Source organism: Burkholderia metallica (assembly GCF_902832845.1).
GTDB classification, from domain to species: Bacteria; Pseudomonadota; Gammaproteobacteria; order Burkholderiales; family Burkholderiaceae; genus Burkholderia; species Burkholderia metallica.
This window is the reverse complement of record NZ_CADFDB010000001.1, coordinates 1,233,836-1,260,048: the sequence shown is the minus strand read 5'-3', so window position 1 is coordinate 1,260,048 and position 26,213 is coordinate 1,233,836. Positions and strand designations below refer to the sequence as shown.

Annotated in this window: 23 protein-coding genes and 1 pseudogene; 12 read left to right on the top strand and 12 right to left on the bottom strand. The window is 70.0% G+C overall.

Annotated features, from left to right (window positions below):
- Window positions 1-2 precede the first annotated feature (2 nt).
- Window positions 3-842, top strand: a complete 840-nt coding sequence (locus HWX08_RS05485) for an SH3 domain-containing protein (RefSeq protein WP_175806985.1) — start codon at window positions 3-5, stop codon at window positions 840-842.
- Window positions 843-1,002: 160 nt separating this feature from the next.
- Here the strand turns inward: HWX08_RS05485 and ilvD are convergent, their stop codons facing one another.
- From ilvD to HWX08_RS05455, 6 genes are all read right to left on the bottom strand, one after another.
- Window positions 1,003-2,862 (bottom strand): dihydroxy-acid dehydratase, encoded by a 1,860-nt coding sequence (gene ilvD / locus HWX08_RS05480; protein WP_174923085.1) that lies wholly within the window; start codon window positions 2,860-2,862, stop codon window positions 1,003-1,005.
- 339 nt (window positions 2,863-3,201) lie between these two features.
- Window positions 3,202-4,224, bottom strand: coding sequence for an Ldh family oxidoreductase (locus HWX08_RS05475; RefSeq protein ID WP_174923087.1), 1,023 nt, complete (start codon window positions 4,222-4,224; stop codon window positions 3,202-3,204).
- A complete protein-coding gene (locus HWX08_RS05470; RefSeq protein WP_174923089.1) occupies window positions 4,217-5,809 on the bottom strand; it encodes an aldehyde dehydrogenase (NADP(+)) in 1,593 nt (530 codons plus the stop codon). Before HWX08_RS05470 ends, HWX08_RS05475 begins: the two co-directional genes overlap by 8 nt.
- A gap of 74 nt (window positions 5,810-5,883) precedes the next feature.
- Window positions 5,884-7,509: an APC family permease gene (locus tag HWX08_RS05465; protein WP_107314738.1), complete on the bottom strand. Its 1,626-nt coding sequence runs from the start codon at window positions 7,507-7,509 to the stop codon at window positions 5,884-5,886.
- 230 nt (window positions 7,510-7,739) lie between these two features.
- A complete protein-coding gene (locus HWX08_RS05460) occupies window positions 7,740-8,660 on the bottom strand; it encodes a dihydrodipicolinate synthase family protein (RefSeq protein WP_069259696.1) in 921 nt (306 codons plus the stop codon).
- A 75-nt stretch (window positions 8,661-8,735) separates the two neighbouring features.
- A complete protein-coding gene (locus HWX08_RS05455; protein ID WP_174923090.1) occupies window positions 8,736-8,909 on the bottom strand; it encodes a hypothetical protein in 174 nt (57 codons plus the stop codon).
- A gap of 1 nt (window position 8,910) precedes the next feature.
- Between HWX08_RS05455 and HWX08_RS05450 the strand changes: the two genes are divergently transcribed.
- Genes HWX08_RS05450 through HWX08_RS05435 form a run of 4 tightly spaced genes read left to right on the top strand, consistent with a single transcriptional unit; the run spans window position 8,911 to window position 12,465 of the window.
- On the top strand, window positions 8,911-9,843 hold the full coding sequence (locus HWX08_RS05450; protein ID WP_069261121.1) for a 4-hydroxyproline epimerase: 933 nt from the start codon (window positions 8,911-8,913) through the stop codon (window positions 9,841-9,843).
- The gene (locus HWX08_RS05445; RefSeq protein ID WP_174923091.1) at window positions 9,840-10,967 is read left to right on the top strand and encodes an NAD(P)/FAD-dependent oxidoreductase; all 1,128 of its coding nucleotides are present in this window, start codon (window positions 9,840-9,842) and stop codon (window positions 10,965-10,967) included. Before HWX08_RS05450 ends, HWX08_RS05445 begins: the two co-directional genes overlap by 4 nt.
- Entirely contained in the window at window positions 10,964-11,197 is a 234-nt protein-coding gene (locus tag HWX08_RS05440; RefSeq protein WP_174923093.1) for a 2Fe-2S iron-sulfur cluster-binding protein, read from the top strand. Before HWX08_RS05445 ends, HWX08_RS05440 begins: the two co-directional genes overlap by 4 nt.
- Window positions 11,194-12,465, top strand: a complete 1,272-nt coding sequence (locus HWX08_RS05435; RefSeq protein ID WP_174923095.1) for an NAD(P)/FAD-dependent oxidoreductase — start codon at window positions 11,194-11,196, stop codon at window positions 12,463-12,465. The genes HWX08_RS05440 and HWX08_RS05435 overlap by 4 nt, the downstream gene beginning before the upstream one ends.
- 51 nt (window positions 12,466-12,516) lie before the next feature.
- Here the strand turns inward: HWX08_RS05435 and HWX08_RS05430 are convergent, their stop codons facing one another.
- Entirely contained in the window at window positions 12,517-13,461 is a 945-nt protein-coding gene (locus tag HWX08_RS05430) for a LysR substrate-binding domain-containing protein (RefSeq protein WP_069259700.1), read from the bottom strand.
- 161 nt (window positions 13,462-13,622) lie between these two features.
- On the opposite strand from HWX08_RS05430, the gene gtdA reads away from it, so the two are divergent.
- The 6 genes and pseudogenes from gtdA to HWX08_RS34270 form a co-directional block, all read left to right on the top strand.
- Complete coding sequence (gene gtdA / locus HWX08_RS05425) at window positions 13,623-14,666, top strand: gentisate 1,2-dioxygenase (protein ID WP_174923097.1); 1,044 nt, start codon at window positions 13,623-13,625, stop codon at window positions 14,664-14,666.
- An 89-nt stretch (window positions 14,667-14,755) separates the two neighbouring features.
- Window positions 14,756-15,454 (top strand): fumarylacetoacetate hydrolase family protein, encoded by a 699-nt coding sequence (locus HWX08_RS05420; protein WP_174923099.1) that lies wholly within the window; start codon window positions 14,756-14,758, stop codon window positions 15,452-15,454.
- Window positions 15,455-15,479: 25 nt separating this feature from the next.
- Complete coding sequence (gene maiA, locus HWX08_RS05415; protein ID WP_174923101.1) at window positions 15,480-16,121, top strand: maleylacetoacetate isomerase; 642 nt, start codon at window positions 15,480-15,482, stop codon at window positions 16,119-16,121.
- 19 nt (window positions 16,122-16,140) lie between these two features.
- Window positions 16,141-17,349, top strand: coding sequence for a 3-hydroxybenzoate 6-monooxygenase (locus tag HWX08_RS05410; protein WP_174923102.1), 1,209 nt, complete (start codon window positions 16,141-16,143; stop codon window positions 17,347-17,349).
- Window positions 17,350-17,429: 80 nt separating this feature from the next.
- Window positions 17,430-18,809: an MFS transporter gene (locus HWX08_RS05405; RefSeq protein WP_174923104.1), complete on the top strand. Its 1,380-nt coding sequence runs from the start codon at window positions 17,430-17,432 to the stop codon at window positions 18,807-18,809.
- A 100-nt stretch (window positions 18,810-18,909) separates the two neighbouring features.
- A pseudogene (locus HWX08_RS34270) lies at window positions 18,910-19,192 on the top strand (hypothetical protein); the annotation flags it as partial.
- Between the two features lie 81 nt (window positions 19,193-19,273).
- On the opposite strand, the gene HWX08_RS05400 reads toward HWX08_RS34270, so the two are convergent.
- From HWX08_RS05400 to HWX08_RS05390, 3 genes are all read right to left on the bottom strand, one after another.
- Window positions 19,274-19,549 (bottom strand): CppA family protein, encoded by a 276-nt coding sequence (locus HWX08_RS05400; protein WP_069259706.1) that lies wholly within the window; start codon window positions 19,547-19,549, stop codon window positions 19,274-19,276.
- Window positions 19,550-19,646: 97 nt separating this feature from the next.
- Window positions 19,647-20,984 (bottom strand): cytochrome-c peroxidase, encoded by a 1,338-nt coding sequence (locus HWX08_RS05395; protein WP_175806997.1) that lies wholly within the window; start codon window positions 20,982-20,984, stop codon window positions 19,647-19,649.
- Between the two features lie 134 nt (window positions 20,985-21,118).
- On the bottom strand, window positions 21,119-22,582 hold the full coding sequence (locus HWX08_RS05390) for a metallophosphoesterase family protein (RefSeq protein ID WP_174921692.1): 1,464 nt from the start codon (window positions 22,580-22,582) through the stop codon (window positions 21,119-21,121).
- Window positions 22,583-22,780: 198 nt separating this feature from the next.
- Here HWX08_RS05390 and HWX08_RS05385 point away from each other — a divergent pair, with 198 nt between their 5' ends.
- Entirely contained in the window at window positions 22,781-23,629 is an 849-nt protein-coding gene (locus HWX08_RS05385) for a class I SAM-dependent methyltransferase (RefSeq protein ID WP_174921693.1), read from the top strand.
- Window positions 23,630-23,720: 91 nt separating this feature from the next.
- Here HWX08_RS05385 and HWX08_RS05380 read toward each other — a convergent pair whose 3' ends face one another.
- Together HWX08_RS05380 and HWX08_RS05375 are read right to left on the bottom strand one after the other, a co-directional pair.
- Window positions 23,721-24,032 carry a hypothetical protein gene (locus HWX08_RS05380; RefSeq protein WP_069259710.1) on the bottom strand — a complete coding sequence of 104 codons (312 nt, stop codon included), beginning with the start codon at window positions 24,030-24,032 and terminating at the stop codon, window positions 23,721-23,723.
- A 58-nt stretch (window positions 24,033-24,090) separates the two neighbouring features.
- Window positions 24,091-26,112, bottom strand: a complete 2,022-nt coding sequence (locus tag HWX08_RS05375; protein ID WP_174921694.1) for a BCCT family transporter — start codon at window positions 26,110-26,112, stop codon at window positions 24,091-24,093.
- Window positions 26,113-26,213: the final 101 nt, after the last annotated feature.

Sequence of the window (26,213 nt, the reverse complement as noted above, 5' to 3'; positions counted from 1 at the left end):
TCATGAGAAACACGATGGTTCGAAGTCTGTGCATCGTCCTGCTCGGCCTTGCGGCCGCGCCGGGCGTCGCCGATGCGCAAAGCAGCGCGTACACGAATGCGCCGGCCGAGCTGTTCGCGGGGCCGGCGCCCGACTACCCGGTGGTGGCGCAGATTCCGCCCGGCACGGCGCTCGACGTGTTCGGCTGCGTGAGCGACTACTCGTGGTGCGACGTCGCGCTGCCGGGCGTGCGCGGCTGGATCGATGCGCAACTGCTCGACTATCCGTACCAGGGCAACTACGTGCCGCTGTACGAATACGGCGCGGTGATCGGCGTGCCGATCACCGGATTCGCGATTGCCGGGTACTGGGACCGCTACTACCGCAACCGGCCGTGGTATCACGACCGCGATCGCTGGGCCCATCGTCCCGAGCCGAGGTTCGGCCCCGGCGGCATGCCGCCGGGACAGGGGCGTCCGCAACCGGGCGGCCCGATGCAGGTCGCGCCGGGCGGGCTGCCGCCCGTGCATGACGCGCGGCCGTCGGCCGCGCGCGGCGGCTGGAACGGCGCGATCCGCACGCCGCCGCCCGCTGCACCGGCGCCCCAGGCGGCGCCCGCACCCGCGCCGCAGGCAGTTCCGCATCCGGCGCCGATGCAAGGCGGCAATGCGCGACCGTCCGGGCCGCAGGCTGTCGGACGTGCGCCGGCCGCGCCGGGCGGCGCGCCCGGTGCGATGCCGCCGCCGGTGCATCAGGGCGGCGGCGGTTTCGGCGGGCGGCCGCAAGGCGGCGGGAACGGTGGCGGCGGTCACGGCGGAGGCGGGGGGGGCGGCAGCGGCGGCGGCGAGGAGTTTCGCCACTGACCGGCCGCGGAGTAGCGCGCGTCGCGGCGCCGCGTACGGACGAAAAAAAGCCGCTCAGGGGAGCGGCTTTCGGAGCGACGGGCGGGGCGGTCGCACGGTCGGCAGGCCGACCGGCCACCCCCGCTCGCGCCGGCGGTGCAACCGCCGGCTGGCCGTGGCGTCAGTCGTCGAGCAGCGACAGGTCGCGCACGGCGCCCTTGTCGGCCGACATCACCAGCTTCGCGTACGCCTTCAGCGCGGCCGACACCTTGCGCGGACGCGGCTGCGCCGGTTTCCAGCCCTTCGCGTTCTGCGCTTCGCGGCGGCGCGCCAGTTCGTCGTCGGACACCAGCACGTTGATCGTGCGGTTCGGGATGTCGATGCGGATCTTGTCGCCGTCGCTCACGAGGCCGATCGCGCCGCCCGCGGCCGCTTCCGGCGAGCAGTGGCCGATCGACAGACCCGACGTGCCGCCCGAGAAGCGGCCGTCCGTCAGCAGCGCGCACGCCTTGCCGAGCCCTTTCGACTTGATGTAGCTGGTCGGGTAGAGCATTTCCTGCATGCCGGGGCCGCCCTTCGGGCCTTCGTAGCGCACGATCACCACGTCGCCGGCCTTCACCTTGTCGTTCAGGATGTGCTCGACCGCCTCGTCCTGCGATTCGGTCACGTGCGCGGTGCCTTCGAACACGAGGATGCTTTCGTCGACGCCGGCCGTCTTCACCACGCAGCCGTCGAGCGCGATGTTGCCCGTCAGCACGGCGAGGCCGCCTTCCTTCGAGAACGCATGCTCGTACGAGCGGATGCAGCCTTCGGCGCGGTCGAGGTCGAGGCTCGGCCAGCGCGTGTTCTGGCTGAACGCGACCTGCGTCGGGATGCCGGCCGGGCCGGCCTGGTAGAACGTGCGGACCGCTTCGTCCTGCGTGCGGACGATGTCCCACTGGTCGAGCGCGTCCTTCAGCGACGGCGCGTGCACGGTCGGCACGTCGGTGTGCAGCTTGCCGGCGCGGTCGAGCTCGCCGAGGATCGCCATGATGCCGCCGGCGCGGTGCACGTCTTCGATGTGGTACTTGTTCGTGTTCGGCGCGACCTTGCACAGCTGCGGCACGACGCGCGACAGGCGGTCGATGTCCTTCATCGTGAAGTCGATGCCGGCTTCCTGCGCGATCGCCAGCAGGTGCAGGATCGTGTTGGTCGAGCCGCCCATCGCGATGTCGAGCGTCATCGCGTTCTCGAACGCCTTGAAGCCCACCGAGCGCGGCAGCACGCGTTCGTCGTCCTGCTCGTAGTGCTGGCGGGTGAGTTCGACGATGCGGCGGCCGGCGCGCTTGAACAGTTGCTCGCGATCGGCGTGCGTGGCCACCACCGTGCCGTTGCCGGGCAGCGACAGGCCAAGCGCTTCGGTCAGGCAGTTCATCGAGTTCGCGGTGAACATGCCCGAGCACGAGCCGCAGGTCGGGCACGCCGAGCGTTCGATTTCGGCGACTTCGGCGTCGGAATACGACGGGTCGACCGCGATCACCATCGCGTCGACCAGGTCGAGCTTCTTCACCTCGATCGCCTTGGTGACCGGGTTCGCGAGGCGCGTCTTGCCGGCTTCCATCGGGCCGCCCGACACGAAGATCACCGGGATGTTCAGGCGCATCGCGGCCATCAGCATCCCCGGCGTGATCTTGTCGCAGTTCGAGATGCACACCATCGCGTCCGCGCAGTGCGCGTTCACCATGTACTCGACCGAGTCGGCGATGATGTCGCGGCTCGGCAGCGAATACAGCATGCCGTCGTGGCCCATCGCGATGCCGTCGTCGACCGCGATCGTGTTGAACTCCTTCGCGACGCCGCCGGCGGCTTCGATTTCGCGCGCGACGAGCTGGCCGAGATCCTTCAGGTGCACGTGCCCGGGCACGAACTGCGTGAACGAGTTGACGACCGCGATGATCGGCTTCGAGAAATCGTCGTCTTTCATGCCGGTGGCGCGCCAGAGCGAGCGCGCGCCTGCCATGTTGCGACCGGCGGTGGAGGTTTTGGAGCGGTAAGTGGGCATTGTCGTTGCTGAAGAAATATCGCGGGAAAAGGGTGGAGGCACGGGGAATAAAGGCCTCTCTCGCGCCCGTGCGAACAACCTCTTGAGCTGCGCCCTGGGCAAACCCGACAATTATCCCACAGCCGCCGCGGGCGTGGCGGCCACGGGCCGGCGCCGGGCCTGCCCGGCAGGCTCGGGGAAGCATGCGCGGAAGGCCGCGGCGCACACGGGAGACCGGCCACTGAAGCGGGCGTGGAAGCGGCCATGGCCGCGGCCGCCGCCACGCCGGGCGCCCGTCGACCGGGGCCTCTCGACCTGCGACCGGCGACGCCCGCGCGATCCGGCCCCGCGCGCGGGCGCTCAGTCGAGCAGCGTCAGGATCTCGTCGTACAGCGGCTTCGGAATTCGCACGCCGTGCGCGAGGCTGCGCGCGCGGGCGTCGAAGCGCCGTTGCGACGGCAGCCGCGCGCCCTGCGCGACGATCGATTCGAACATCCGTTCGCCGCGCGCGAGCCCCGCGCCGAGGTCGTCGCCGAGGAAGACCTTCGGGTCGAACGCGATCACGAGTTCGCCATGGCACGGCGTCGCGCCGACGCCTTCGTCGAAGTCCATCGACTCGCGGCTCGTCATGTCGCCGATCAGCGCACCGCCGAGCAGTTCGACCATCGCCGCGAGCGCCGAACCCTTGTGGCCGCCGAACGTGCGCATCGCGCCCTGCAGCGCGGCCTTCGGGTCGGTGGTCGGCCGGCCTTCGGCATCGATCGCCCATTCCGGCGGGATCGCCTTGCCTTGCTTCGCGTGCAACTCGATGTCGCCGCGCGCGATCGCGCTCGTCGCGAAATCGAACACGAACGGCACGCCGCCCGGGCGCGGCCACGCGAACGCGATCGGGTTCGTGCCGAACACGGGCTCGCGGCCGCCTTCCGGCGCGACCCAGCTATGGCTCGGATTCATCGCGATGCCGACCAGCCCCTCGGCCGCGATTGCCTCGACCTCGGGCCACAGCGCGGAGAAGTGGTAGCAGCGGTTGATCACCATCGCTGCGATGCCGTGCTGCTTCGCCATCTCGACGAGCACGGGCAGGCCCGTTTCGAAGCTCAACAGCGAGAAGCCGCGATGCGCATCGACCGAGACGATCGACGACGACAGCCGGCGCAGCGTCGGCACGGCTTGCGGATCGACCTTGCCCTTCTTCAGCGAACGCACGCAGACGAGCAGCCGGTACACGCCGTGCGAATGGCACTCGTCGCGCTGGCCCTGCGCGATCACGTTGGCGATGGCCCGCGCATGCGCGTCGGACAGGCCGTGGTGCGTCAGCACGCGCAGCGCGAGTGCGTGGACTTCGTCGAGCGACAGGACGACTTCGGCGGTGTGCTCAGCCATGATTCCCCCCGCGCGGCGCGGGCACGCCGTCGATGCGTTGCGGCACGTTCAGCGGATTGTCGCTGCGGATCGCGTCCGGCAGCAGTGCATCCGGTACGTCCTGATACGACACCGGGCGCAGGAAGCGCTCGATCGCGCGCGCGCCGACGGACGTCGTGCGCGTGTCGGACGTGGCCGGGAACGGGCCGCCGTGCACCATCGCATGGCCGACCTCGACACCCGTGCCGAAGCCGTTGACAAGCAGGCGGCCGGCCTTGCGCTCGAGCGTCGGGCGCAGCGCGGCGAACAGCGGCGCATCGCCGTCGGCGAGATGCGCGGCGATCGTCAACTGGCCTTCGAGCGACTTCAGCACGCGATGCAGCGTGTCGGCGTCCGGGCAGCGCACGATCAGCGAAGCGGGGCCGAACACCTCGTCGCGCAGTTCGGGATGCGCGACGAACGCGTCGGCCGACGTCGCGAGCAGCGCCGCACGGGCCTGCAGGTGGTTGCCCTCGGCGCCTTGCGCGAGCAGCTCGACCGCGGCGTGTTCGCGCAGTGCCGCGACGCGTTGCTCGTAGCTGGCGTGGATGTGCGGCGTCAGCATCGTCTGCGCGGGTGCTGCACGCACCGCCGTGGCGGCCGTTGCCTCGAACGCGCGCAGCGCGGGCCCGTCGACCGCGAGCACGAGGCCCGGGTTCGTGCAGAACTGGCCGGCGCCGAGCGTGAGCGATGCGACGAACTGCGGCGCGATCGCATCGTGACGCGCGTCGAGCGCGGCGGGAAACAGCAGCACCGGATTGATCGAGCTCATTTCAGCATAGACGGGAATCGGCTCGGGGCGCGTGGCCGCGATGTGCATCAGCGCGACGCCGCCGCGACGCGAGCCGGTGAAGCCGACAGCCTTGATGCGCGGATCGGCGACGAGCGCCTGGCCGATCTCGCGGGACGCATCGAACAGCAGCGAGAACACGCCGGCCGGCATCCCGCATTCGCGCGCGGCCTGCTGGATCGCGCGGCCGACGTATTCCGACGTGCCCGGATGCGCGGAATGCGCCTTGACGATCACCGGGCAGCCGGCGGCCAGCGCCGAGGCCGTATCGCCGCCGGCGACCGAGAACGCGAGCGGGAAGTTCGATGCGCCGAACACCGCGACGGGCCCGAGCGCGACGTTGCGCAGCCGCAGGTCGACACGCGGCAGCGGCTTGCGCTCCGGGAGCGCCGGATCGATCCGCGCGTCGAGAAAGCCGCCGTCGCGCACGAGCGACGCGAACAGCGCGAGCTGGCCGACCGTGCGACCGCGCTCGCCTTCGATGCGCGCCCGCGGCAGGCCCGTTTCGGCGACGCAGCGCTCGATCAGGTCGTCGCCGAGCGCCATGATGTGGCGGCCGATCGCGTCGAGAAACGCGGCGCGGGCTTCGAGCGACGTTTCGCGATAGGTGTCGAACGCGTCGTCGGCGAGCGCGCAGGCCGTCTCCAGGTCGCGCAGGCTTGCGCCGCCGAACGCGGGTTCGAGCGGCTCGCCGGTTGCGGCGGCGATCGCATGGAGGGTGCCGTTCTGTCCGGCGACGGCCGACTGGCCGATCAGGAGCTGACCTGTGAGTTGCATGGTTTTCCTCGAAAAAACAGGGGCCGGGCGTGGGGCGCCCGGCCGAAGGGATCAGGGGTAGGCGCGCGGGCGCGTCAGTCTTCGTCGTCGTCGAGTTGCAGCTTGTCGGCGCGCACGCCGGTATTCGCGCCCCAGTAGTAGATGACGAGCGCGACGGCCGCGACGACGACCGTGTCGTACGGATGCGCCAGCCGGCCCGTGCCGCCGAAGCCGCCGAGATACGACAGCGCGATCATCGCGGCATAGAACGCGATCAGCCACGCGGACGAGCGCACCTGCTCCGCGAGGCTCAGGTGCGCGGTCGGCACCCAGCGGCGGCATGCAAGATAGATGACGAACATCACGATCTGCAGCCCGAGCAGCCAGGACACCGTGCTCCAGCCCGACCAGTAGACGATCAGCGCGGCGATCACGAACGACGCGGGCCCGGTGATGCCGAACGCGCTCGCGCGGAACGGCCGCGGCAGATCGGGCGCGGTGCGGCGCAGCGCGGCGACGGAAACCGGTGCGACCGCATAGCTCAGCACCAGCGCGGCCGACACGATGTTGATCAGCGCTTCCCACGACGGGAACGGCAGCGTCCAGAAGATCGCGAGGCCGAACGTGAGCCACAGGCCCGCGCGCGGGATGCCCGACGCTTCGTCGACGCGCGTGAACACCTTGAAGAACGTGCCCGTCTTCGCCCAGCCGTAGACGACGCGCGGCGTCGCGTTCATGTAGATGTTGCCGCAGCCGCTCGGCGAGATCATCGCGTCGGCGACGACCATCACCGCGAGCCAGCCGACGCCGAGTGCGAGCGCGATGTCGCGGTACGGCAGCGAGAACGCCTTGCTCACGTCGTGCCAGCCGGCGGCGAGCATGCCGGTGGGAATGCTGCCGATGAACGCGAGCTGCAGCAGCACGTAGATCAGCGTCGACAGCAGGATCGACAGGATCAGCGCGATCGGGATCGTGCGTTGCGGATTGCGCACCTCGCTCGCGACCGACACGATCGGCGTGAGCCCGAGATACGCGAAGATGATGCCGCCCGCGGACACGGCCATCTCGATGCCCGGCATCCCGAACGGCGCGAAGCCGTGCAACGTGAGGTTCGCCGGCTTGAAGAACGTGAACAGCACCGCGATCACCGACAGCGGCACGATGAACTTGAAGATGCTGATGATGTTGTTCGCCTTCGCGAACGTCTTCACGCTCGAATAGTTCAGGTAAAAGAAGAAGCAGAGCAGCGCGGCCTGCACGAGCCAGCCGAGCGTGGTCGGATCGCTCGATCCTGCGGCCGTCAGGCCCGGAAACCACGCGGCCGCGTACTGGCGCGCGGCGACGACTTCGATCGCGATCAGGCTCGAAAAGGCGATCAGCGTGATGAAGCCCATCAGGTAGCCGAGCAGCGGGCCGTGCGAGAACACCGGGTAGCGAACCACACCGCCGGCGCGCGGCAGCGCGGCGCCGAGTTCGCAGTAGACGATGCCGAGCAGCAGCACCGCGAAGCCGCCGAGCAGCCACGAGAAGATGCCGGCCGGGCCCGCGATCGTCGACACGTGACTCGCGGCGAACAGCCACCCCGAACCGAAAATGGCGCCGAGACCGATGAACGTGAGGTCGGTCAGCGACAGCTGTTTCTTGAACTTGCCGTGACCCGCGTCGGGGTGCGCGGAACGGGAAAGCGGGACAGACGGGTGAGCATTGCCTTGGCCTGGCATGGGCGTGTCTCCTGACGGAATATCGGCACAGGCTCGAGGAGCGCCGCGCTCCGACGGAGCAGCGGCGCGAGCCTGCCGGCCGGCGTCGCCCGGTTCGAACGACCGGGGCGGGCGGCGGGGCGTTCACGCGCGGCGCGGGCTTGGCGCCGGTGCGAACGGCCCGCGGGCCATGCCGGACCTGGGACGGCGGCGCGCAGGGCTCGCCTGCACGCCGCCGCGGGGGGCGTCGGTCAGAGACCGACGTCGGGCAGCGTCGGGCGCGTTTCGAGCGCCTTCGCGACGATCGCCTTCACTTCCGCGAGCGTGTCGCCCTGCAGCGCGAGGCGCGGCGGACGCGTGACCGCGCTGCCGCGGCCGACCAGTTCTTCGCACAGCTTGATGCACTGCACGAGGTCGGGGCGTGCGTCGAGGTGCAGCAGCGGCATGAACCAGCGATACAGCGCGAGCGCTTCGTCGAAGCGCTTCTGCTTCGCGAGGCGGAACAGCGTTTCGCCTTCCTTCGGGAACGCGTTCGACATGCCCGACACCCAGCCTTCGGCGCCGACGGCGATGCTCTCGACCACGACGTCGTCGAGGCCCGCGAACAGCACGAAGCGATCGCCGACCGCGTTGCGCAGGTCGATGAAGCGGCGCGTATCGCCCGACGAATCCTTGAAGCAGACGATGTTTTCGCAATCCTGCAGCGCGATCAGCACGTCGGGCGTCACGTCGTTCTTGTAGATCGGCGGGTTGTTGTAGACCATCACCGGCAGGTCGGTGCTCGTCGCGACCGCGCGGAAGTGCGCGGCGGTTTCGTGCGGTTTCGCCGAGTAGACCAGCGCGGGCATCACCATCACGCCGTCGACGCCGACGCGCTGCGCTTCACGCACCGTGTTGCGCGCGAATTCGGTCGTGAATTCGGCGATGCCGGCGATCACCGGAATCTTGCCGCCGGCCGCGTCGCGCGCGGCTTCGATCACCTGGAGCTTCTCGCTCGTCGACAGCGACGTGTTTTCGCCGACCGTGCCGCAGACCACGAGGCCCGACACGCCGTCGTTCACCAGGTTCTTCACCACGCGGTGCGTGGCGTCGATGTCGAGGGAAAAGTCCGGCTTGAACTGGGTGCTGACGGCCGGGAAGACCCCGGTCCACTGAATGGCGTTTCGGCTCACTTCAATCTCCTACGTGTTTGTATCGGTCGGCCGACAGGTGTCGGTGTGCAACCAGTATCGCTGCGCCGATGCCGATCACGCTTGAGTCGTATCGCGGAGCAAAATGACGAAATCGGCACAGCGGCCGGGCAGCGCGGCAACGGCGCGTCGCACTATGCCGATTTCGTCGTCGTCCTCATCGAAAAGCCACAAGCGGGCGGACGCGCGACGGAGGAAGCTGTGCTCCTTTCCCCACTTCGGACGGCTCATGATGAAGCGCATCCAGATCATCGATTCGCACACGGGCGGCGAACCCACTCGGCTCGTCGTGTCCGGTTTCCCCGCGCTCGGCAGCGGCACGATGGCCGAGCGCCGCGACGTGCTCGCGCGCGAGTACGACCGCTACCGCACCGCCTGCATCCTGGAGCCGCGCGGCAGCGACGTGCTGGTCGGCGCGCTGCTGTGCGAACCCGTGTCGCCCGAAGCGGCGGCCGGTGTGATCTTCTTCAACAATAGCGGCTATCTCGGGATGTGCGGGCACGGCACGATCGGCGTCGTGCGCACGCTGCATCACATGGGGCGCATCGCGCCCGGCATTCATCTGATCGAAACGCCCGTCGGCACCGTCGAGGCGACGCTGCACGACGACCTGTCGGTCAGCGTGCGCAACGTGCCCGCGTATCGCCACGCGAAGGGCGTCGCGCTCGACGTGCCGGGATACGGCCCCGTGACCGGCGACATCGCGTGGGGCGGCAACTGGTTCTTCCTGATCAGCGACCACGGGCAGCGCGTCGCCGGCGACAACGTCGCGGCGCTCACCGCGTACGCGTCGGCCGTGCGCGCAGGGCTCGAACGCGCGGGCATCACCGGCGCGAACGGCGGCGAGATCGACCATATCGAGCTGTTCGCCGACGATCCCGAACACGACAGCCGCAGTTTCGTGCTGTGCCCGGGCCTCGCGTACGACCGTTCGCCGTGCGGCACCGGCACGAGCGCGAAGCTCGCGTGTCTCGCGGCCGACGGCAAGCTCGCGCCGGGCGCCGTATGGCGGCAGGCGAGCGTGATCGGCAGCGTGTTCCAGGCGAGCTACGAAGCCACCGACGGCGGCATCGTGCCGACGATTCGCGGCAGCGCGCACCTGAGCGCGGAAGCGACGCTGCTGATCGAGGAAGACGATCCGTTCGGCTGGGGCATTGGGTCGTGAGCGAAACGAAGACCGACGTCGTCGTGATCGGCGCCGGCATCGTCGGCGCCGCGTGCGCGCACGAACTCGCGCAGCGCGGGCTGCGTGTGCTCGTCGTCGACGACGCGAGCGGCGGCGCGACCGGCGCGGGCATGGGGCACCTCGTCGCGATGGACGACAACGCGGCGGAACTCGCGCTGAGCCGTTACTCGATCGAACTGTGGCGCGCGTTGAGCGGCGAGATGTCCGAAGGCTGCGCGTATCGCAACTGCGGCACCTTGTGGCTTGCCGCCGATGCGCACGAGATGGATCTCGCGCGTGCGAAGCAGGCGGCGCTGGCCGCGCACGGCGTGGCGGGCGAGCTGATCGACGCGGCCGCGCTCGCGCAACGGGAGCCGATGCTGCGTGCGGGCCTCGGCGGGGCGCTGAAGATCCCCGGCGATGCGATCCTCTATGCGCCCGTCACCGCGAACTGGCTGCTGCAGCGCGCGCCGCGCCTCACGTTGCGGCGCGACCGCGCCGTCGCGGTCGACGGCCCGAGCGTCGCGCTCGCGAGCGGCGACACGCTGCACGCGGAGCGGGTGGTCGTCGCGAATGGCGTTGCGGCGCGCACGCTTCTGCCCGAACTGCCGCTGCGCCCGAAAAAGGGCCATCTGCTGATCACCGACCGCTATCCGGGCCACGTGTCGCACCAGCTCGTCGAGCTGGGCTATGCGGCGAGCGCGCATGCGAGCGACGGCACGTCGGTCGCGTTCAACGTGCAGCCGCGGCCGACCGGCCAGTTGCTGATCGGCTCGTCGCGCCAGTTCGACACAGAAGACGCGCGAGTCGAGCCGCCCGTGCTCGCGCGCATGCTGCGCCGCGCGGTCGGCTATCTGCCGGATCTCGCCGACCTGAACGGCATCCGCGCATGGACAGGATTCCGTTGCGCGAGCCCCGACGGGCTGCCGCTGCTCGGCGAGTACCCGGCGCGGCCGGGCGTGTGGCTCGCGGTCGGGCACGAAGGGCTTGGCGTGACGACCGCGCCGGGCAGCGCGCGGATCGTCGCCGCGCTGATGGACGGCGAGCGGCCGCCCATCGATATCGAACCGTATTTGCCGGGACGCTTCCTGAGCGCGTCCCCCGTAGCCGGAGCGCTGACATGATCATTCATCTGGACGGCCGTGCGCTGACGGTGGCCGACGGCGCGACCGTCGCGGCCGCGGTCGCGGCGAGCGGCGACGATACGACCCGCGTGTCGAGCACCGGCATGGCGCGTGCGCCGTTTTGCGGAATGGGCATCTGCCAGGAGTGCCGAATGACGATCGACGGCCGGCGCCGGCTGGCGTGCCAGACGCTGTGCCGAGACGGGATGCAGGTGGAGCGCACGCGATGAAACAGGAACGACTGAGCGTCGACGTCGCGATCGTCGGCGCGGGCCCGGCCGGGCTGTCGGCCGCGCGGGCCGCCGCGCGAAGCGGCGCGACGGTTGCGATCGTCGACGACAACCCGCGTGCGGGCGGGCAGATCTGGCGGCAACACGCAACGGCCGCACCGGCATCGGCCGCCGCCGCCGAGCGGCTCGCCGTGTTGCGGCAGCCGAACGTCACGCACCTCGCGGCGACGCGCATCGTCGCCGAAACGCAGCCGGGCACGCTGCTGCTCGAGGACGACGAGCGCGGGCGGCTGCTCGATTTCCGCACGCTGATCGTGTGCTGCGGCGCACGCGAACTGCTGCTGCCGTTTCCGGGCTGGACGCTGCCGGGCGTCACCGGCGCAGGCGGCTTGCAGGCGCTGATCAAGTACGGCCTCGACGTGCGCGGGCAGCGGACGGTGATCGCGGGCAGCGGGCCGCTGCTGCTGGCGAGCGCGGCGACGGCGCGTGAGTCCGGCGCGCGCGTGCTGCACGTACTCGAACAGGCTGCGTGGGGCGACGTGGCCGGTTTCGGCGCGGGGTTGTGGCGCTGGCCGTCGAAGCTCGCGCAGGCCGCGAAGCTCGTCACGGCCGTTTATCGGCCCGATGCGCACGTCGTCGAGGCGTTCGGCCACGCGCGGCTCGAACGCGTGCGGATTCGCCAGGGCGACCGCGAGTTCGAAGTCGACTGCGACCGGCTCGCGTGCGGCTTCGGCCTCGTGCCGAATATCGTGCTGCCGAGTCATCTCGGTTGCCGGATCGAGAATGGCGCGGTGGCGGTCGATGCGCACCAGCGCACGAGCCGCGACGGGGTTTTCGCGGCGGGCGAGTGTACGGGCGTCGGCGGCAGCGAACTGGCGATGGTCGAGGGTGAAATCGCAGGCTATGCGGCGACCGGGCAGACGGCGCCGCTGGCCGAGCTCGTCGCGCGGCGCGCGCACTGGCAGGCGTTCGCGGATGCCGTGCGCGAGCGTTTCGCGATCCGCGAGCCGGTTCGCCGGCTTGCGCGGCCCGACACGCTGCTGTGCCGCTGCGAGGATGTGCGTTTCGATGCCGTCGCGGGGGAGCCGGGCTGGACGGCCGCGAAGTTGCAGTCGCGCTGCGGGATGGGGGCGTGCCAGGGCAGGGTGTGCGGCGCGGCCGCGCAGGCGCTGTTCGGCTGGACGCCGCCGGTGCCGCGGACGCCGCTCGTGCCCGCACGGGTCGGCACGCTGATGCTGGACGGCACGGCTTCCTGCGACGGGGCGTGAGCCATCGTGGCAACGCGGCAACGTGGCCCGATTGACATCGGGCCGCGCCGTTCATTCCACCTTCACTTTCTCCCAACCGCCCACCTGCGGCGCCGCGCACGCGCGCAGACACTCGATCGTCGCGGCCACGGCCGCGCGATGCGCGCTGTCGGGGTGCCAGTACATCGACACCGCGCCCTGGCCTTCGAGCTGCATCGGCAGAATCCGGATCGCGTTCAGTTGCGCGAAGCGCTGCGCGGCACGATGTGACGCTACGCCGAGCAGGTCGGTGTTGTTCAGCAGCGTGAGGTTCAGGATCGATGAATTGGATTCGACGCAGTGCGGCGGCCGCACGCGGCCGGCGGCCGTCAGCGCGGCTTCCAGCGCATTGTGCACGGGCGTGCCCGCCGGCCACACGATCCACGAATAGGCGAGCACGTCGTCCCAGCCGACCGACGCCGCGCCGGCGAGCGCATGGCCGGGCCGCGCGACGAACACGACCGGGTCGACGTACAGCGCTTCGGCGCGCAGCAGCGGATCGACCGACGTCGAGCCCGAGCGGCCGACGACGATATCCAGTTCGCTGCGCGCGAGCTGCGGCATCAACTGGTTCATCGTGCTTTCGGTGAGCCGCACCTGTGCACGCGGCATCCGTTTCAGCAGTTGCGACACCGCGAGCGGCACCGTATCGGCCGCCGCGACGCCCGACGTGCCGATCGTCACGAGGCCGCTGCCGCCTTCGCGCAGCGCGGCCATGTCGTCGCGCGCGACGTCGAGCTGCGCTTCGACGCGGCGCGCGTGCTCGATCAGCGCTTCGCCGTAGGGCGTCGGGCGCAGGCCGCGCGCATGCCGCTCGAACAACGGCAGCCCGACATCCTCTTCCAGCTCCTTCAGCCACTTCGACAGCGCGGGCTGCGTGGTCGCGAGCGCCACCGCCGACTGGCTCAGGTTGCCGGTGCCGGCGACGCTCAACAGTACCTGCAGATGCCGCAGTCGCAGCCGGTGGGTCCAGTCCATCGCATGCCTCGTCGCAAGTGGGTATATCCATAATGATATGGATCAGATGATTTGACCATTTTACCGGGTATGGCTGCGTCGAATATAAATGCATTCACGGACCGCAACGGTCCCCGCCCCGACATAGCGCCGACGCCGATCGGCCGACTCAAGGAGACATCATGACGACCTGTCCGGACGCGTCGCGCGCCGCCTACTACGCACGGATCGCCGAGCAGCGCCTCGCGCCGTTGTGGGAATCGCTGCACACCCTCGTGCCGAAATCGCCGCAGCCGGCCGCGCAGGCCGCGATCTGGAAGTACGCGCAGGTGCGCGACCTCGTGATGCAGGCCGGCAGCGTGATCAGCGCCGAAGAGGCCGTGCGCCGCGTGCTGGTGCTGGAGAACCCGGGGCTGCCCGGCAAGTCGAGCATGACGCCGACGCTGTACGCGGGGCTGCAGCTGATTCTGCCGGGCGAGATCGCGCCGAGCCACCGGCATACGCAATCGGCGCTGCGCTTCATCGTCGAAGGGCGCGGCGCGTGGACGGCCGTGAACGGCGAGCGCACGACGATGCATCCGGGCGACTTCATCATCACGCCGTCGTGGGCATGGCACGACCACGGGAATCCGTCGGAAGACGAGGGCGGCGAGCCGGTGGTGTGGCTCGACGGGCTCGACATCCCGCTGCTCGCGCACCTCGACGCGGGCTTCGCGGAGAACTACCCGCAAGCCGTGCAGCCGGTGAATCGCCAGGAAGGCGACAGCTTCGCGCGCTTCGGCCACAACATGGCGCCGGTGCGGCATCGCGCGAGCGATCCGACGTCGCCGGTATTCAGCTATCCGTATGCGCGCACCCGCGACGCGCTCGACGCGCTGTACCGGAACGGCGAACTCGACGCGTGGGACGGCGTGAAGTTGCGCTACGTGAACCCCGCGACGGGCGGCTGGCCGATGCCGACGATCGCCACCTTCATGCAGTTCCTGCCCGCCGGTTTCGACGGCCGCACGTATCGCAGCACCGATGCGACGGTCTATTGCGTCGTCGAGGGCGGCGGCACCGCGCACATCGGCGGCAGCGCGTTCGCATTCGAGCGGCACGACATCTTCGTCGCGCCGTCGTGGGCGCCCGTGCGGCTGTCGGCGTCGTCCGACAGCGTGCTGTTCAGCTATTCCGACCGGCCCGTGCTGGCCGCGCTGAATTTGCTGCGCGAAGCGCGCGACTGACGCCCGACGCCGACGATTTCGACGATCCGTTTTCATGCGCCGCCGCCGCGGCGCGCCTCCCTTCATCCGTATTTACGCTGGAGCCGTTCATGACTTTCGTTTTCCCGCCCGAAGCGCCCGTGGCGCTGCCCGTCGCCGGCAGCGATGCCCGATTCGCGGTGCGCCGCGTCTATTGCGTCGGCCGCAACTACGCAGCCCATGCGCGCGAAATGGGCTTCGATCCCGATCGCGAGCCGCCGTTCTTCTTCTGCAAGCCGGCCGATTCGATCGTGCCGGTCGCCTACGGCGAAATGCTCGAACTCGCGTATCCGTCGCAGACGCAGAACTATCACTACGAAGCGGAACTCGTCGCGGTGATCGGCAAGGGCGGCGCCGACATTCCGCTCGAGCGCGCGCTCGAACACGTGTGGGGCTACGCGGTCGGCCTCGACATGACGCGCCGCGACCTGCAGATGAAGATGCGCGAAATGGGCCGGCCGTGGGAAATCGGCAAGGCGTTCGATCGCTCGGCACCGATCGGTCCCGTGCATCCGGCGAGCGAGGTCGGTCATTTCGAGCAGGGCGGCCTGTGGCTGACCGTCAACGACGCGACGAAGCAGAAGAGCGACGTGTCGCACCTGATCTGGTCGGTTGCGGAGACGGTGGCCGACCTGTCGAAGTTTTTCCGCCTCGAACCGGGCGACGTGATCTTCACGGGCACGCCCGAAGGTGTCGGCGCGGTGGTCGCGGGCGACGTGATGAGGGTCGGTGTCGAGCGCCTTGGCGAACTGACCGTGCGCGTGGTCTGACGCATCTTCCCCGAAAGGTCACATCGTGCAACTGCATAGCTTCTTCAACAGTTCGACGTCCTACCGGGTGCGCATCGCGCTCGCGCTGAAAGGGCTGCCGTACGACACGCTGCCGGTGAACATCCGCACCGGCGAGCATCGCGAGGCGGCCTACGTCGCTAACGTGAACCCGTCGGCCGCGGTGCCGGCGCTGGTCGACGGCGATTTCGGCCTCGGCCAGTCGCTCGCGATCGTCGATTACCTCGACCAGCTCCAGCCGACGCCTCGACTGATCCCGCTCGAGTTGCCGCGTCGCGCGCGCGTGCTGGAGCTTGCATCGCTGATCGCATGCGACATCCATCCGGTCAACAACCTGCGCGTGCTGCGCTATCTCGACAGCGAACTGAACGTGACGCCGCAGCAGAAGACCGCCTGGTACCGGCACTGGATCGCCGAAGGAATGGCCGGCGTCGAGCGGCTGCTCGCGCGCGCGGATCAGGGCTCGTGGTGCTTCGGCGACACGCCGACGCTCGCCGACGTGTGCCTCGTGCCGCAGGTCGCGAACGCATTGCGGATGGATTGCGACCTGAGCGCGTATCCGCGCAGCCTCGCGGTGTTCGAACACGCGCGGCACGAGCCCGCGTTCGACGCGGCACAGCCGCAGCGGCAGCCGGATTACGTCGCGTAACACGAAGCAGGAGACAGACATGAGCGAGACAAAAGACAACGGCCGGCGCGTGCTGGTGATCGGCGGTGGCATCGGCGGGCTCGCGACGGCGCTCGCGCTCGCGCGCCAGGGCATTCGCGTGAAGCTGCTCGAACAGGCGGGCCAGATCGGCGAGATTGGCGCGGGGATCCAGCTCGCGGCGAATGCGTTCAACGCGCTCGACGCGCTGGGCGTCGGCGAGGCCGCGCGCAGCCGGGCGGTGTTCACCGACCGGCTGCAGTTGATGGACGCGATCGATGCGCGCGAAGTTGCGCGCATCGATACGGGTGCCGCGTACCGCGAGCGTTTCGGCAATCCGTATGCGGTGATTCATCGCGCGGACATTCACCTGTCGATCTACGAAGCGGTCAAGGATCATCCGCTGATCGAATTCCGCACGAGCACGCAGGTGTGCAGCTTCGAGCAGGACGGCAACGGCGTGACCGTGATCGACCAGCACGGCGAACGCTACCGTGGCGACGCGGTGATCGGCTGCGACGGCGTGAAATCCGCGATCCGTCAGGCGCTGACCGGCGATGCGCATCGCGTGACGGGCCACGTCGTGTATCGGGCGGTGGTCGACGTCGAGAACATGCCGCGGGATTTGCAGATCAATGCGCCGGTCGTATGGGCCGGCCCGCATTGCCATCTCGTCCACTATCCGCTGCGCGGCGGGCGGCAGTACAACCTCGTCGTCACGTTCCACAGCCGCGAGCAGGAAACCTGGGGCGTGCGCGACGGAAGCAAGGAGGAGGTGCTGTCGTACTTCGACGGCATCCATCCGCTGCCGAAGCAGATGCTCGATCGGCCGACGTCGTGGAAGCGCTGGGCGACCGCCGACCGCGACCCGGTCGAACGCTGGAGCGCGGGCCGCGCGACGGTGCTCGGCGACGCCGCGCACCCGATGACGCAATACATCGCACAGGGCGCGTGCCAGGCGCTCGAGGATGCGGTGACGCTCGGCGCGGCCGTCGCGCAGACCGACGGCGACTTCGAGGCCGCGTTTGCGCTGTACGAACGCGTGCGGATTCCGCGCACCGCGCGCGTGCTGTATTCGGCGCGCGAGATGGGGCGGATCTATCACGCGAAAGGCGTCGAGCGGCAGGTGCGCAACGGGCTCTGGGTCGGTCGCACGCAGGCGCAGTTCTACGACGCGCTCGACTGGCTGCACGGCTGGCGTGCGCAGGATTGCCTGAAGCAGCCCGCTTGACGCGGCACTGTCAGCCCGATTCCGGCGGCGCGCATTTCAACGACACGACGCGCGCCTGCCTTCCTGGAGGAGACACCATCATGGCCGATACGCTGTCCATCGACGTCAGCGAATGGATCGACCGGCATCGCGTGGCGCCGTTTCAGGCCGCGATCGTCGTCCTGTGCTTTCTGATCGTCGCGATCGACGGGTTCGATACCGCGTCGATCGGGTTCATCGCCCCCGTCATCCGCGCGGAATGGGGCCTGTCGCCCGCGCGGCTCGCGCCGGTGTTCGGCGCGGGGCTCGCCGGGCTGATGGCCGGTGCGCTCGTGTTCGGGCCGTTCGGCGACCGGTTCGGCCGCAAGCGCCTGCTGCTCGCGTGCGTCGCGTGCTTCGGCATCGCGAGCGCCGCGTCGGCGAGCGCAGGCGGACTGACCGAGCTGATCGCGTGGCGCTTCGTGACCGGGCTCGGGCTCGGCGGCGCGATGCCGAATGCGATCACGCTGACGTCCGAATACTGCCCGGCGCGGCGCCGTTCGCTGCTGGTGACGACGATGTTCTGCGGCTTCACGATCGGCTCGGCACTCGGCGGGCTGGCGGCCGCGTCGCTGATCGAGCACCACGGCTGGCGCGCGGTGCTCGTCGTCGGCGGCGCCGCGCCGCTGCTGCTTCTGCCGCTGCTCGCATGGCGGCTGCCGGAATCGGTGCGCTATCTCGTCAATCGGCGCGCACCTTCCGCGCGGATCGCGGCGATGCTGGGTCGCATCGCGCCCGATCCGCATCTTGCGAACGCGACGTTCATCGCGCCCGCCGGCAAGCCGGCCGGGTCGCCGCTTGGGCGCCTGTTCGGCGCCGATCTGCTGCGCGGCACGCTGCTGCTGTGGCTCACGTTCTTCATGAGCCTGCTCGTCATCTACCTGCTGTCGAGCTGGCTGCCGACGCTGCTGCGTACGACCGGCGCGACGCTGCAGACGGCCGCGCGCGTGACCGCGATGTTCCAGGTCGGCGGCACGCTCGGCGCGATAGTCCTCGGCGCGCTGATGGACCGCTTCGACCCGCATCGCGTACTGGCCTGCAGCTATGCGGCGGCCGGCGGATTCGTCGCGGCGATCGGCGTGTTTGCCGCGTCGCCGTGGGGCGCCGCGCTCGCCGTGTTCGCGGCCGGCTTCTGCGTGTCGGGCTCGCAGGTCGGTGCCAATGCGCTGTCCGCCGCGTTCTATCCGACCGAGTGCCGCACCACTGGCGTGAGTTGGGCGAACGGGATCGGACGGGGTGGCTCGGTCGTCGGATCGATGGCGGGCGGCGCGATGCTGGCGATGGGCGTGCCGTTGCCGACCGCGTTCGCCATCGTTGCGGCGCCGTGCGTGATCGCGGGCATCGCGGTGCTGGCGCTCGGCGTGGTGCGTGCCGAGGCGGCGCGCAGGCCTGCCGCGCAGGCTGCGGCGGTCGAGGCGGTCGAGATTGGCCGATCCGCATGAGCACGGAAAGACCGGATCGCGCCAGATCTTCGGTGGACGATGCGGGGGCCGCCTGACGTTCGTCCGTGACGCGTCGATTCGCCGTATCAGGCGTGTTCACGTCTACTGGCCGTCGTTCAACAACGTGCTGGCGCCCGGGACGCGGCTCGGCTGGACGAGCGTCGGGCGCCGGCATGCGCGCGTGAAGATGCTGAAGTTCGGATGCTGAAGTTCGCGCACAGCCGACACGTGGCGTCAGGATCGCTCCCGGTTCGATCTTCTCGAATTCCGACCGCTTCGACGGCTCCATCCGGCTCGCTTGCACGCGCGGGTTCGATGCGGCGCACGAAGCGGCGTTCGAAACGCTCGGGCGCCTCGCGCGGGGAGCCACGGCGGCCTGGTAAGCGCGGTGGCGGCCGGCCGGGCTTGCGAATACGCGAGCCCGCCGGCAATCCGGGCCGCCGGCTCGGCCAGCCGCCGCCATTTCATCGGCCGACCGAGTGCGTGGCGAGGTGCTGGCGGATCAGCGACAGATAACGATCGCCGACCGAGAAATCGCGCGCGGCGCGGGGCCGCTCGGCCTGACGCAGCGTGGCCGGCGCGCTCATGCCCAGATAGCGGCACACGGCCGACGGAAACGGCTTGCGCGTGTGCCCGAGCTGGCGCGCCGCGCGCTCGACGCGGGCATCGCCGACCTGGGCGCGCAGCCATGCCAGCACTTGGCGATCGGCGTCGTTGACGATACGGACCAGATGTTCCATCTCGCACCTCACTGTTCATAAATACAGTACTGTAAATATAACCAGTATTTGCGGCGACCGCAAGCGGGCACGCACGCGATTGGCCGTTCGGCCAGGGTCAGCGGGCCGGCGCGGCGGTCCGCGCGATCCGGGCGGCAGGCGCGGCGCGGGCCGTGGGGGCGGCGGCTCCCGCATAGCGCGCGTCGGTCAGCGTGCCGAGGAACGCGACGATGTCGTCGATTTCCGCGTCGGTCAGCGCGGGCGGCGTACCGGGCCGGCGGTTCATCGGCGTCGAATTGACGTTGATGTTGCCGCGGTACGCGGCCGGCACGTCGTCGAACGTTCTGGCCCCGTGATACCAGAAGCCCGGGTCGGTCGACCGCGTGTTGTAGAACGCGACCGCATCGCGCAGCGTCGTGAACACGCCGTTGTGCATGAAGGTCTGCTTGAGCGCGACGTTGCGCAGCCCCGGCGTGCGCAGGTAGCCGCACCATTGTGTCGGCTCGGGCCAGCGCAGCCGTCGCGCGGTGTCGCACAGTCCGTTGTCGAAATGGCGCGGATCGCGGTTCGCCGGCAGCGCGCGGTTGCGCGGCACCGCGATCGCGTCGTAGCCGAAGTCGGTGAACAGCGAGCGCTCCGGGCGGCTCGACGTGTCCGACAGCGTGTGGCAGGTCATGCAGTTGCCCTTGTCCGGATTCCGGAACAGCGCGAGGCCGCGCATCTCGGCCGGCGCGAGCGGCTTGCGCGTGCGCAGGAACGCGTCGAAGCGCGACGTGAACGGCGCCATCTCGTCGCTCTGCAGATAGGCTTCGACGGCCGCACCCAGTGCCCGCACCAGTTGCTCGGGATCGCGCCGCACTGATGCACCGAAGCGTGCGGCAAGATCGGGCGCGAGTTCGGTTGCGTCGACCTTGCGCAGCAGCGCGGCCGGCGACCGGTTGTTCATCTCGTCCGGATCGAACAGCGGCCCGCGGATCTGCTCGGCGAGCGTATCCGCGCGGCCGTCGCCGAACAGGCCGCCGAACGGCGACGGCGCGGGCGCGTCGTCGTCCTGATAGAAGTGGCGGCGCGGCACGTAGCGCACATAGAGCAGCGACGGTGCGTTGCGCCGGCTGAAGTGCCCGGGCCGGCTGCCCTCCGGCACGCCGGGCCCCGCGAGCGACGCGGCCGACAGCGTTGGCGCGAACGCGCGGCCCGGATCGTGGCAGCCCGCGCACGACATGCCGCGCGGCTCGGACAGGCGCGGATCGAAGAAGATCCGGCGGCCGAGCGCGACGAGCGTCGGGTCGGGCGCGAAGCGCGCGGTCGCCGCATCGATCTTGGCCGTCACCTGCGGCGTGCCGTTGCCGACGGTGTCGACGACCCGCGACGGCGGCGCGCCGGGCAGCAGGACCGTTTCGGCCGGCGCGGCGTGGGCGGCGAGCGCGAGGCCGGCGAGCGTCGCGGCCGCGAGCATGCGGACCTTGCGCCCGCCGCGCGCGGCAGCGGAGCCCGCGGCCGGAACCGAACCCGCATGCCGACGGATGTCCGCCATCGTCGCGCGCCGGCCCGCCGCGCCCGTCAAACCGCTGCCCAGCCTGACATCGTCACTCACGGCGCGATGAACCCCGTCTTGTCGCAAGCGAGCGTCGTGCCCGACTGGTTGCACGACGCGAGCAGCTTGCCGGCGGCCGAATACGCATGGAACACCCAGCCCGTCGCCGGGGCCGCGCGACGTTCCATGATCAGGAAGCCGAAGCTGTTGTTGTGCGACAGCCGCTCGATCACCGCGCCCGGTGCGGGCGTCAGGCCGGCCGGGAACGGATCGGGCAGCGCGACGTCGAGGTTGTCGCCGCCGTTGCCGGACACGATCGTCGCCGGATGCCCGGACGAGAAGTTGATCGCCTGGAAGTCGTGCACGTGCCCGTGCAGCGCGACGTGTACGCCGGGCGGGTAGTACGCCTGCGCGTTGAGGCTCGACATCACCGACTGCAGCGCGAGGTTGCCCGGCGCGGGCGTGCTGCCCGCGATCGGCGCGAACGCGAGGATCGGATGATGGTTCGTGAAGATCGTCGTCGTCATGCCGGCTTTCGACGCGAGCGCGGCCACCGTCTGGAACTGCTTCTGGTAGATGCCGAATTGCGCGTCGGTCGTCTTGAGCGGCGTGCGGCCGACCTTCGCGGTGTCGAACACGATCACCTGCGAGCCGCCGCCGAGCGACACCGCATAGGGTTCCGAATAGTTCGCGTTGTTGTCGTTGGCCGGATCGTCGCACGAACGCGCGGCCGAATACGGGCGCGGATCGAGGAAGCGGAACCAGCCCTGGCCCGCGCGCGCGCATTCCTCGTGGTTGCCGCGCACGACGACCCACGGCGCCTTCGCGAGCAGCGGCGCGGCCGGGCGGAACAGGTCGGCCTGCCACGTATCCCAGCCGTAGCCCCACGGGCTGTCCTTGCAGCCGGCGATGTCCGGCGGGCAGGCGTTCTCGCGATAGTGGTAGTCGCCGATGTGCATCACCAGATCGGGCGACAGCTTCGCGACGCTGGCCGCGATCGTGTCGAGCGGCCACACCGTCGCGTCGTTGCACGCCTGCCATGCGTTGTCGGCCTTCTTCATCCGGCAGCCGGTGTCGGCGATGATCGCGATGCGTTGCGGCTGCGCCTTCGGCAGCGGCAACGTGCGGCCCGCGACGCTCGCCGCCAGCGCGCCCGCCGGCAGCGTCGCCTCGCAGACGGACACCGGGAAGCTCGACGGTTTCGAATCGGCCGGGTCGCTTGCGGTCGGCCGCTGGGCGACGGTTGCGGCGCCCGCGCGCAGCGACATGCGCGACAGCTTGCCGTCGACGCTCAGTTGCGGGCACAGCGGATCGGCGGCCGACGCGGGCGTGTAGTTCGTGATGACGCGCGCGATCGCCTGGTTCGTGTCGCCGATCTCGACCCATGCGGCCTGGACGTTGACCGACGCACTCGCCGGATCGGCCGGCGAATCGATGTGGTTCGAGCACGCGGACAGCGCGGCGAGGGCAACAAGGGGAGCGCCGCGCACGAGCAGCGCGCGCGTGAGGAGTCGTCGCATGGGAGGCACCGTAGGAAAGTCGTCAACGATACGCAGCGAGAATGTAAGAAATGTGAAAAAACGGGGCGACGAGCGCGCGTTCGCGGGCCGGGCGCCGCTATTGCGACGGCGGTCCGTAGTCGCCGGAGGGCTTGACCTCAAGCCGGCTTGAAGCAGCACAGTGCGATGCACGATCAACGAACCCGAAGGGGAATTGCGATGGAATCCAGCCGGCCCAACGAAACGCAATCCGCGCTGTGGAACGGCCCGTCCGGGCGCGCGTGGGTCGATACGCAGGCGACGATCGACCGGATGTTCGAACCGCTGGCGCGTTTGCTCGTGGAGGCGACGGCCACGTCGGGCGCGCGCAGCGTGCTCGACGTCGGCTGCGGAACGGGCGCGGTCACGCTTGCGATCGCGCGGCGGCTCGGTGCGCACGCGCGATGCACGGGCATCGATATCTCGGCGCCGATGATCGATGTCGCGCAGGCGCGCGCCGAGCGCAGCGGCACGCATGCCCGCTTCGTGTGCGCCGATGCGCAGACGCACGTGTTCGAGCCCGCGAGCGTCGACCTGATCGTGTCGCGCTTCGGCGTGATGTTCTTCGACGATCCGGTGCGGGCGTTCGCGAATCTGCGGGATACGGCGCGGCCGAATGCGCGGATGCGGTTCGTCGCGTGGCGCGGGGCGGCCGACAATCCGTTCATGACGGTCGCCGAGCAGGCCGCCGCGCCGTTGCTGCCGAACCTGCCTGCGCGGCGCCCCGGTGCGCCGGGGCAGTTCGCGTTCGGCGACCGGCGGCGGATCGCGTCGGTGCTGTCGGATAGCGGCTGGGCAGACATCACGATCGAGCCGGTCGATCTGCCGTGTGCGTTGCCGGAGTCCGCGCTGGACGACTACATCACGCGACTCGGCCCGGTCGGGCTTGCGTTGCTGGAGGTGGACGACGCCACACGGCGGCGCGTGGTCGACACGATGCGCGCCGCGTTCGAGCCTTACGTCGACGGCGCGGATGTACGCTTCGACGCGGGTTGCTGGCTCGTGACGGCGCGCGCGCCGTCCGCATGACAGGCGCGGTCAGGAAGCGGAAAGGGTGGCCGGTTCGCCCCGCGCATCGTTGTTCGCGCGGGACGAAGCCGGGCCGCGCAACGGACGCGCGTCAGCGTCGCCGCGCGCGCAGCATCAGCCACGCGCAACCGCCGGCGACCATCGCGAGACCGAGCAGGACGGCCTCGACGCCGAGCGCGAACCCGGGCGGCATTTCGCCGCTGTTCGGCACCGGCGACAGGTTGATGCTCATTGCGACGGCGCCGCCGGCGAGCAGCGCCGCGCAGACGATCCAGTAGACCTTGCCGCGCGGCGCCGCGGCACGGATGCGCCACAGTGCGATGCCGATTCCGCCGAAGTAGAGCACCGCAAGCGTGCCGAGCGCGATGACGTCGGACGCGCGACTTTGCAGGAGCCCGGTCATCGTGCGGCTCCGTCGGCCAGGGCGACCGGCCCCGGCGCGTTTAAGGCGACACACGGGTTCATTCGGCTTCCGTCGCGTGCCCCGGCGCGCGGCTCAGCAGATGCGTGCGCTTGTCGGCCGCGAGCGACACGTAGCGTTCGTACTGGCGCAGCACGTCGGCGATCACTTCGTCGCCGCGCAGGTATTCGACGTCGTAGCCGAGCCGCCCGTCCTCGAAGAACGTGACGATCCCGTACACGTGGGCCCGTTCCGCTTCCGGCTCGGCCGCCTCGCGCACGAGGAACGCGGCCGCGGATTTTGCCGTCACGCGCACGCCGTACACGAAGTCGCGATGATCGGCGGTCGGCACGGTGAGGCGCACGGCATCGTCGCTGTCGCGCTGCACGTTCGCATCGACGCCGCTCGTACGCAGCTCGTCGGCGACCTTGCGCAACGCGGGCTCGACCGTCTCGGCGATGAACTGGCGCGCTTCGGTTTCGGTCGTCTGCCGAAGAATGTGCGTGAGGCGATGGCGCCAGTGCTGGCCGGTCCAGAAGCTCGCGGCGGGCGCGAGGTCCTGCGAATAGTGCACGCGGTCGGCCGCGAGCCCGCGCCACAGCCCGTAGCAGAGCGCGATCATGATGATCGCGACCGGCAGCGCGGCGATCAGCGTCATCGCCTGCAACGCGCCGAGGCCGCCCGCGACGAGCAGCACCGCGGCCGTCACGCCGAGCAGCGCGGCCCAGAACAGCCGTTGCCAGACGGGCGAGTGCGCGTGGCCGCGCGTCGCGATCTGGTCGATCACGAACGCGCCCGAATCGGCGGACGTGACGAAGAACACCGCGATCAGCACGATCGCGACGATCGACAGCAGTTGCGGCAGCGGCAGGAAATCGAAGAAGCGGAACAGCAGCGCGTCGACGTTGGTGGCCGTCTGCGCGAGCGCGCCGGCCGCGCCGTGCGTATCGAGCCAGATCGCGCTGTTGCCGAACACGGTCATCCACACGAGATTGAACGCGGTCGGCACGAGCAGCACGCCGATCACGAACTGGCGGATCGTGCGGCCGCGCGAGATGCGCGCGATGAACATGCCGACGAACGGCGACCACGATACCCACCATGCCCAGTAGAGGATCGTCCAGCCGCCGAACCAGCCTTCCTCGCGCGGCGGTGCATACGCGTACGTGCGGAACGACAGGTCGACGAGGCTCGACAGGTACTGGCCGATGTTGTCGCCGAGCGCGCGCAGCAGGAATGCGGTCGGGCCGGCGACCACCACGAACGCGAGCAGCAGGAACGCGAGCAGCAGGTTCAGCTCGGACAGCCGCCGCACGCCCTTGTCGAGGCCGGTCGCGGCCGATACGCCCGCGAGGATCACGACGACCGCGACGAGCCCGATGCGGAACACGTTGCTGCCGGTGTCCCAGCCGGCGACGGTATGCAGGCCCGCGCTCAGCTGCATCACGCCGTAGCCGAGCGTCGTCGCGATGCCGGCGACCGTGCCGACCAGCGCGAACGCGTCGACCGTGTGGCCGATCCAGCCGTTGATGCGTTCGCGCAGCACCGGATACAGCCCGGAGCGCAGCGTCAGCGGCAGGTTGTAGCGGAAGCCGAAATACGCGAGCACGAGCCCCATCAGCCCGTAGATCGCCCACGCGTGGAAGCCCCAGTGGAAGAAGGTCATCAGCATCGCCTCGCGCGCGGCGGCGGGCGTGCCGGGGTCGACGGTGGGCGGCTTCAGGAAATGCTGCATCGGCTCGCCGACGCCGAAGTACATGAGGCCGATGCCCATGCCGGCCGCGAACAGCATCGCCGTCCACGACACGAAGCTGAATTCGGGTTCGGCATCGTCGGGGCCGAGCCGGATGTTGCCGAAATCGCTCGCGGCGATCAGCACGAGAAACACGAGGAAACCGGTGACGGCGAGCACGTAGAACCAGTCGAAGCGCGCGATGACCCATTGCTGGCCGGCGGAGAACAGCGCGCCGGCTTCGCTCGGGAGCAGCGCGCACACGACCAGCAGCGCACCGATGACCGCAAGCGCGGGCAGGACGACCTGCGGCTTGAAGGTCGTGCGGGGCGAGGGGCGGGAATCTGTCATGGTGGGCATCCGGTTGTGGGCGCAACGAGGCGCGACGCCGCCCGGCACGCGCGTCGCGTGTCGGACCCTGATACGGCGTGCGTCGAGTGTACCGCGGTGTC

Coding starts and splice junctions, on each gene's coding strand:
- HWX08_RS05485 (WP_175806985.1), top strand. CDS start 3: ATGAGAAACACGATGGTTCGAAGTCTGTGCATCGTCCTGCTCGGCCTT.
- ilvD (WP_174923085.1), bottom strand. CDS start 2,862: ATGCCCACTTACCGCTCCAAAACCTCCACCGCCGGTCGCAACATGGCA.
- HWX08_RS05475 (WP_174923087.1), bottom strand. CDS start 4,224: ATGGCTGAGCACACCGCCGAAGTCGTCCTGTCGCTCGACGAAGTCCAC.
- HWX08_RS05470 (WP_174923089.1), bottom strand. CDS start 5,809: ATGCAACTCACAGGTCAGCTCCTGATCGGCCAGTCGGCCGTCGCCGGA.
- HWX08_RS05465 (WP_107314738.1), bottom strand. CDS start 7,509: ATGCCAGGCCAAGGCAATGCTCACCCGTCTGTCCCGCTTTCCCGTTCC.
- HWX08_RS05455 (WP_174923090.1), bottom strand. CDS start 8,909: ATGAGCCGTCCGAAGTGGGGAAAGGAGCACAGCTTCCTCCGTCGCGCG.
- HWX08_RS05450 (WP_069261121.1), top strand. CDS start 8,911: ATGAAGCGCATCCAGATCATCGATTCGCACACGGGCGGCGAACCCACT.
- HWX08_RS05440 (WP_174923093.1), top strand. CDS start 10,964: ATGATCATTCATCTGGACGGCCGTGCGCTGACGGTGGCCGACGGCGCG.
- HWX08_RS05435 (WP_174923095.1), top strand. CDS start 11,194: ATGAAACAGGAACGACTGAGCGTCGACGTCGCGATCGTCGGCGCGGGC.
- HWX08_RS05430 (WP_069259700.1), bottom strand. CDS start 13,461: ATGGACTGGACCCACCGGCTGCGACTGCGGCATCTGCAGGTACTGTTG.
- gtdA (WP_174923097.1), top strand. CDS start 13,623: ATGACGACCTGTCCGGACGCGTCGCGCGCCGCCTACTACGCACGGATC.
- HWX08_RS05420 (WP_174923099.1), top strand. CDS start 14,756: ATGACTTTCGTTTTCCCGCCCGAAGCGCCCGTGGCGCTGCCCGTCGCC.
- HWX08_RS05410 (WP_174923102.1), top strand. CDS start 16,141: ATGAGCGAGACAAAAGACAACGGCCGGCGCGTGCTGGTGATCGGCGGT.
- HWX08_RS05405 (WP_174923104.1), top strand. CDS start 17,430: ATGGCCGATACGCTGTCCATCGACGTCAGCGAATGGATCGACCGGCAT.
- HWX08_RS05400 (WP_069259706.1), bottom strand. CDS start 19,549: ATGGAACATCTGGTCCGTATCGTCAACGACGCCGATCGCCAAGTGCTG.
- HWX08_RS05395 (WP_175806997.1), bottom strand. CDS start 20,984: ATGCTCGCGGCCGCGACGCTCGCCGGCCTCGCGCTCGCCGCCCACGCC.
- HWX08_RS05390 (WP_174921692.1), bottom strand. CDS start 22,582: ATGCGACGACTCCTCACGCGCGCGCTGCTCGTGCGCGGCGCTCCCCTT.
- HWX08_RS05385 (WP_174921693.1), top strand. CDS start 22,781: ATGGAATCCAGCCGGCCCAACGAAACGCAATCCGCGCTGTGGAACGGC.
- HWX08_RS05380 (WP_069259710.1), bottom strand. CDS start 24,032: ATGACCGGGCTCCTGCAAAGTCGCGCGTCCGACGTCATCGCGCTCGGC.
- HWX08_RS05375 (WP_174921694.1), bottom strand. CDS start 26,112: ATGACAGATTCCCGCCCCTCGCCCCGCACGACCTTCAAGCCGCAGGTC.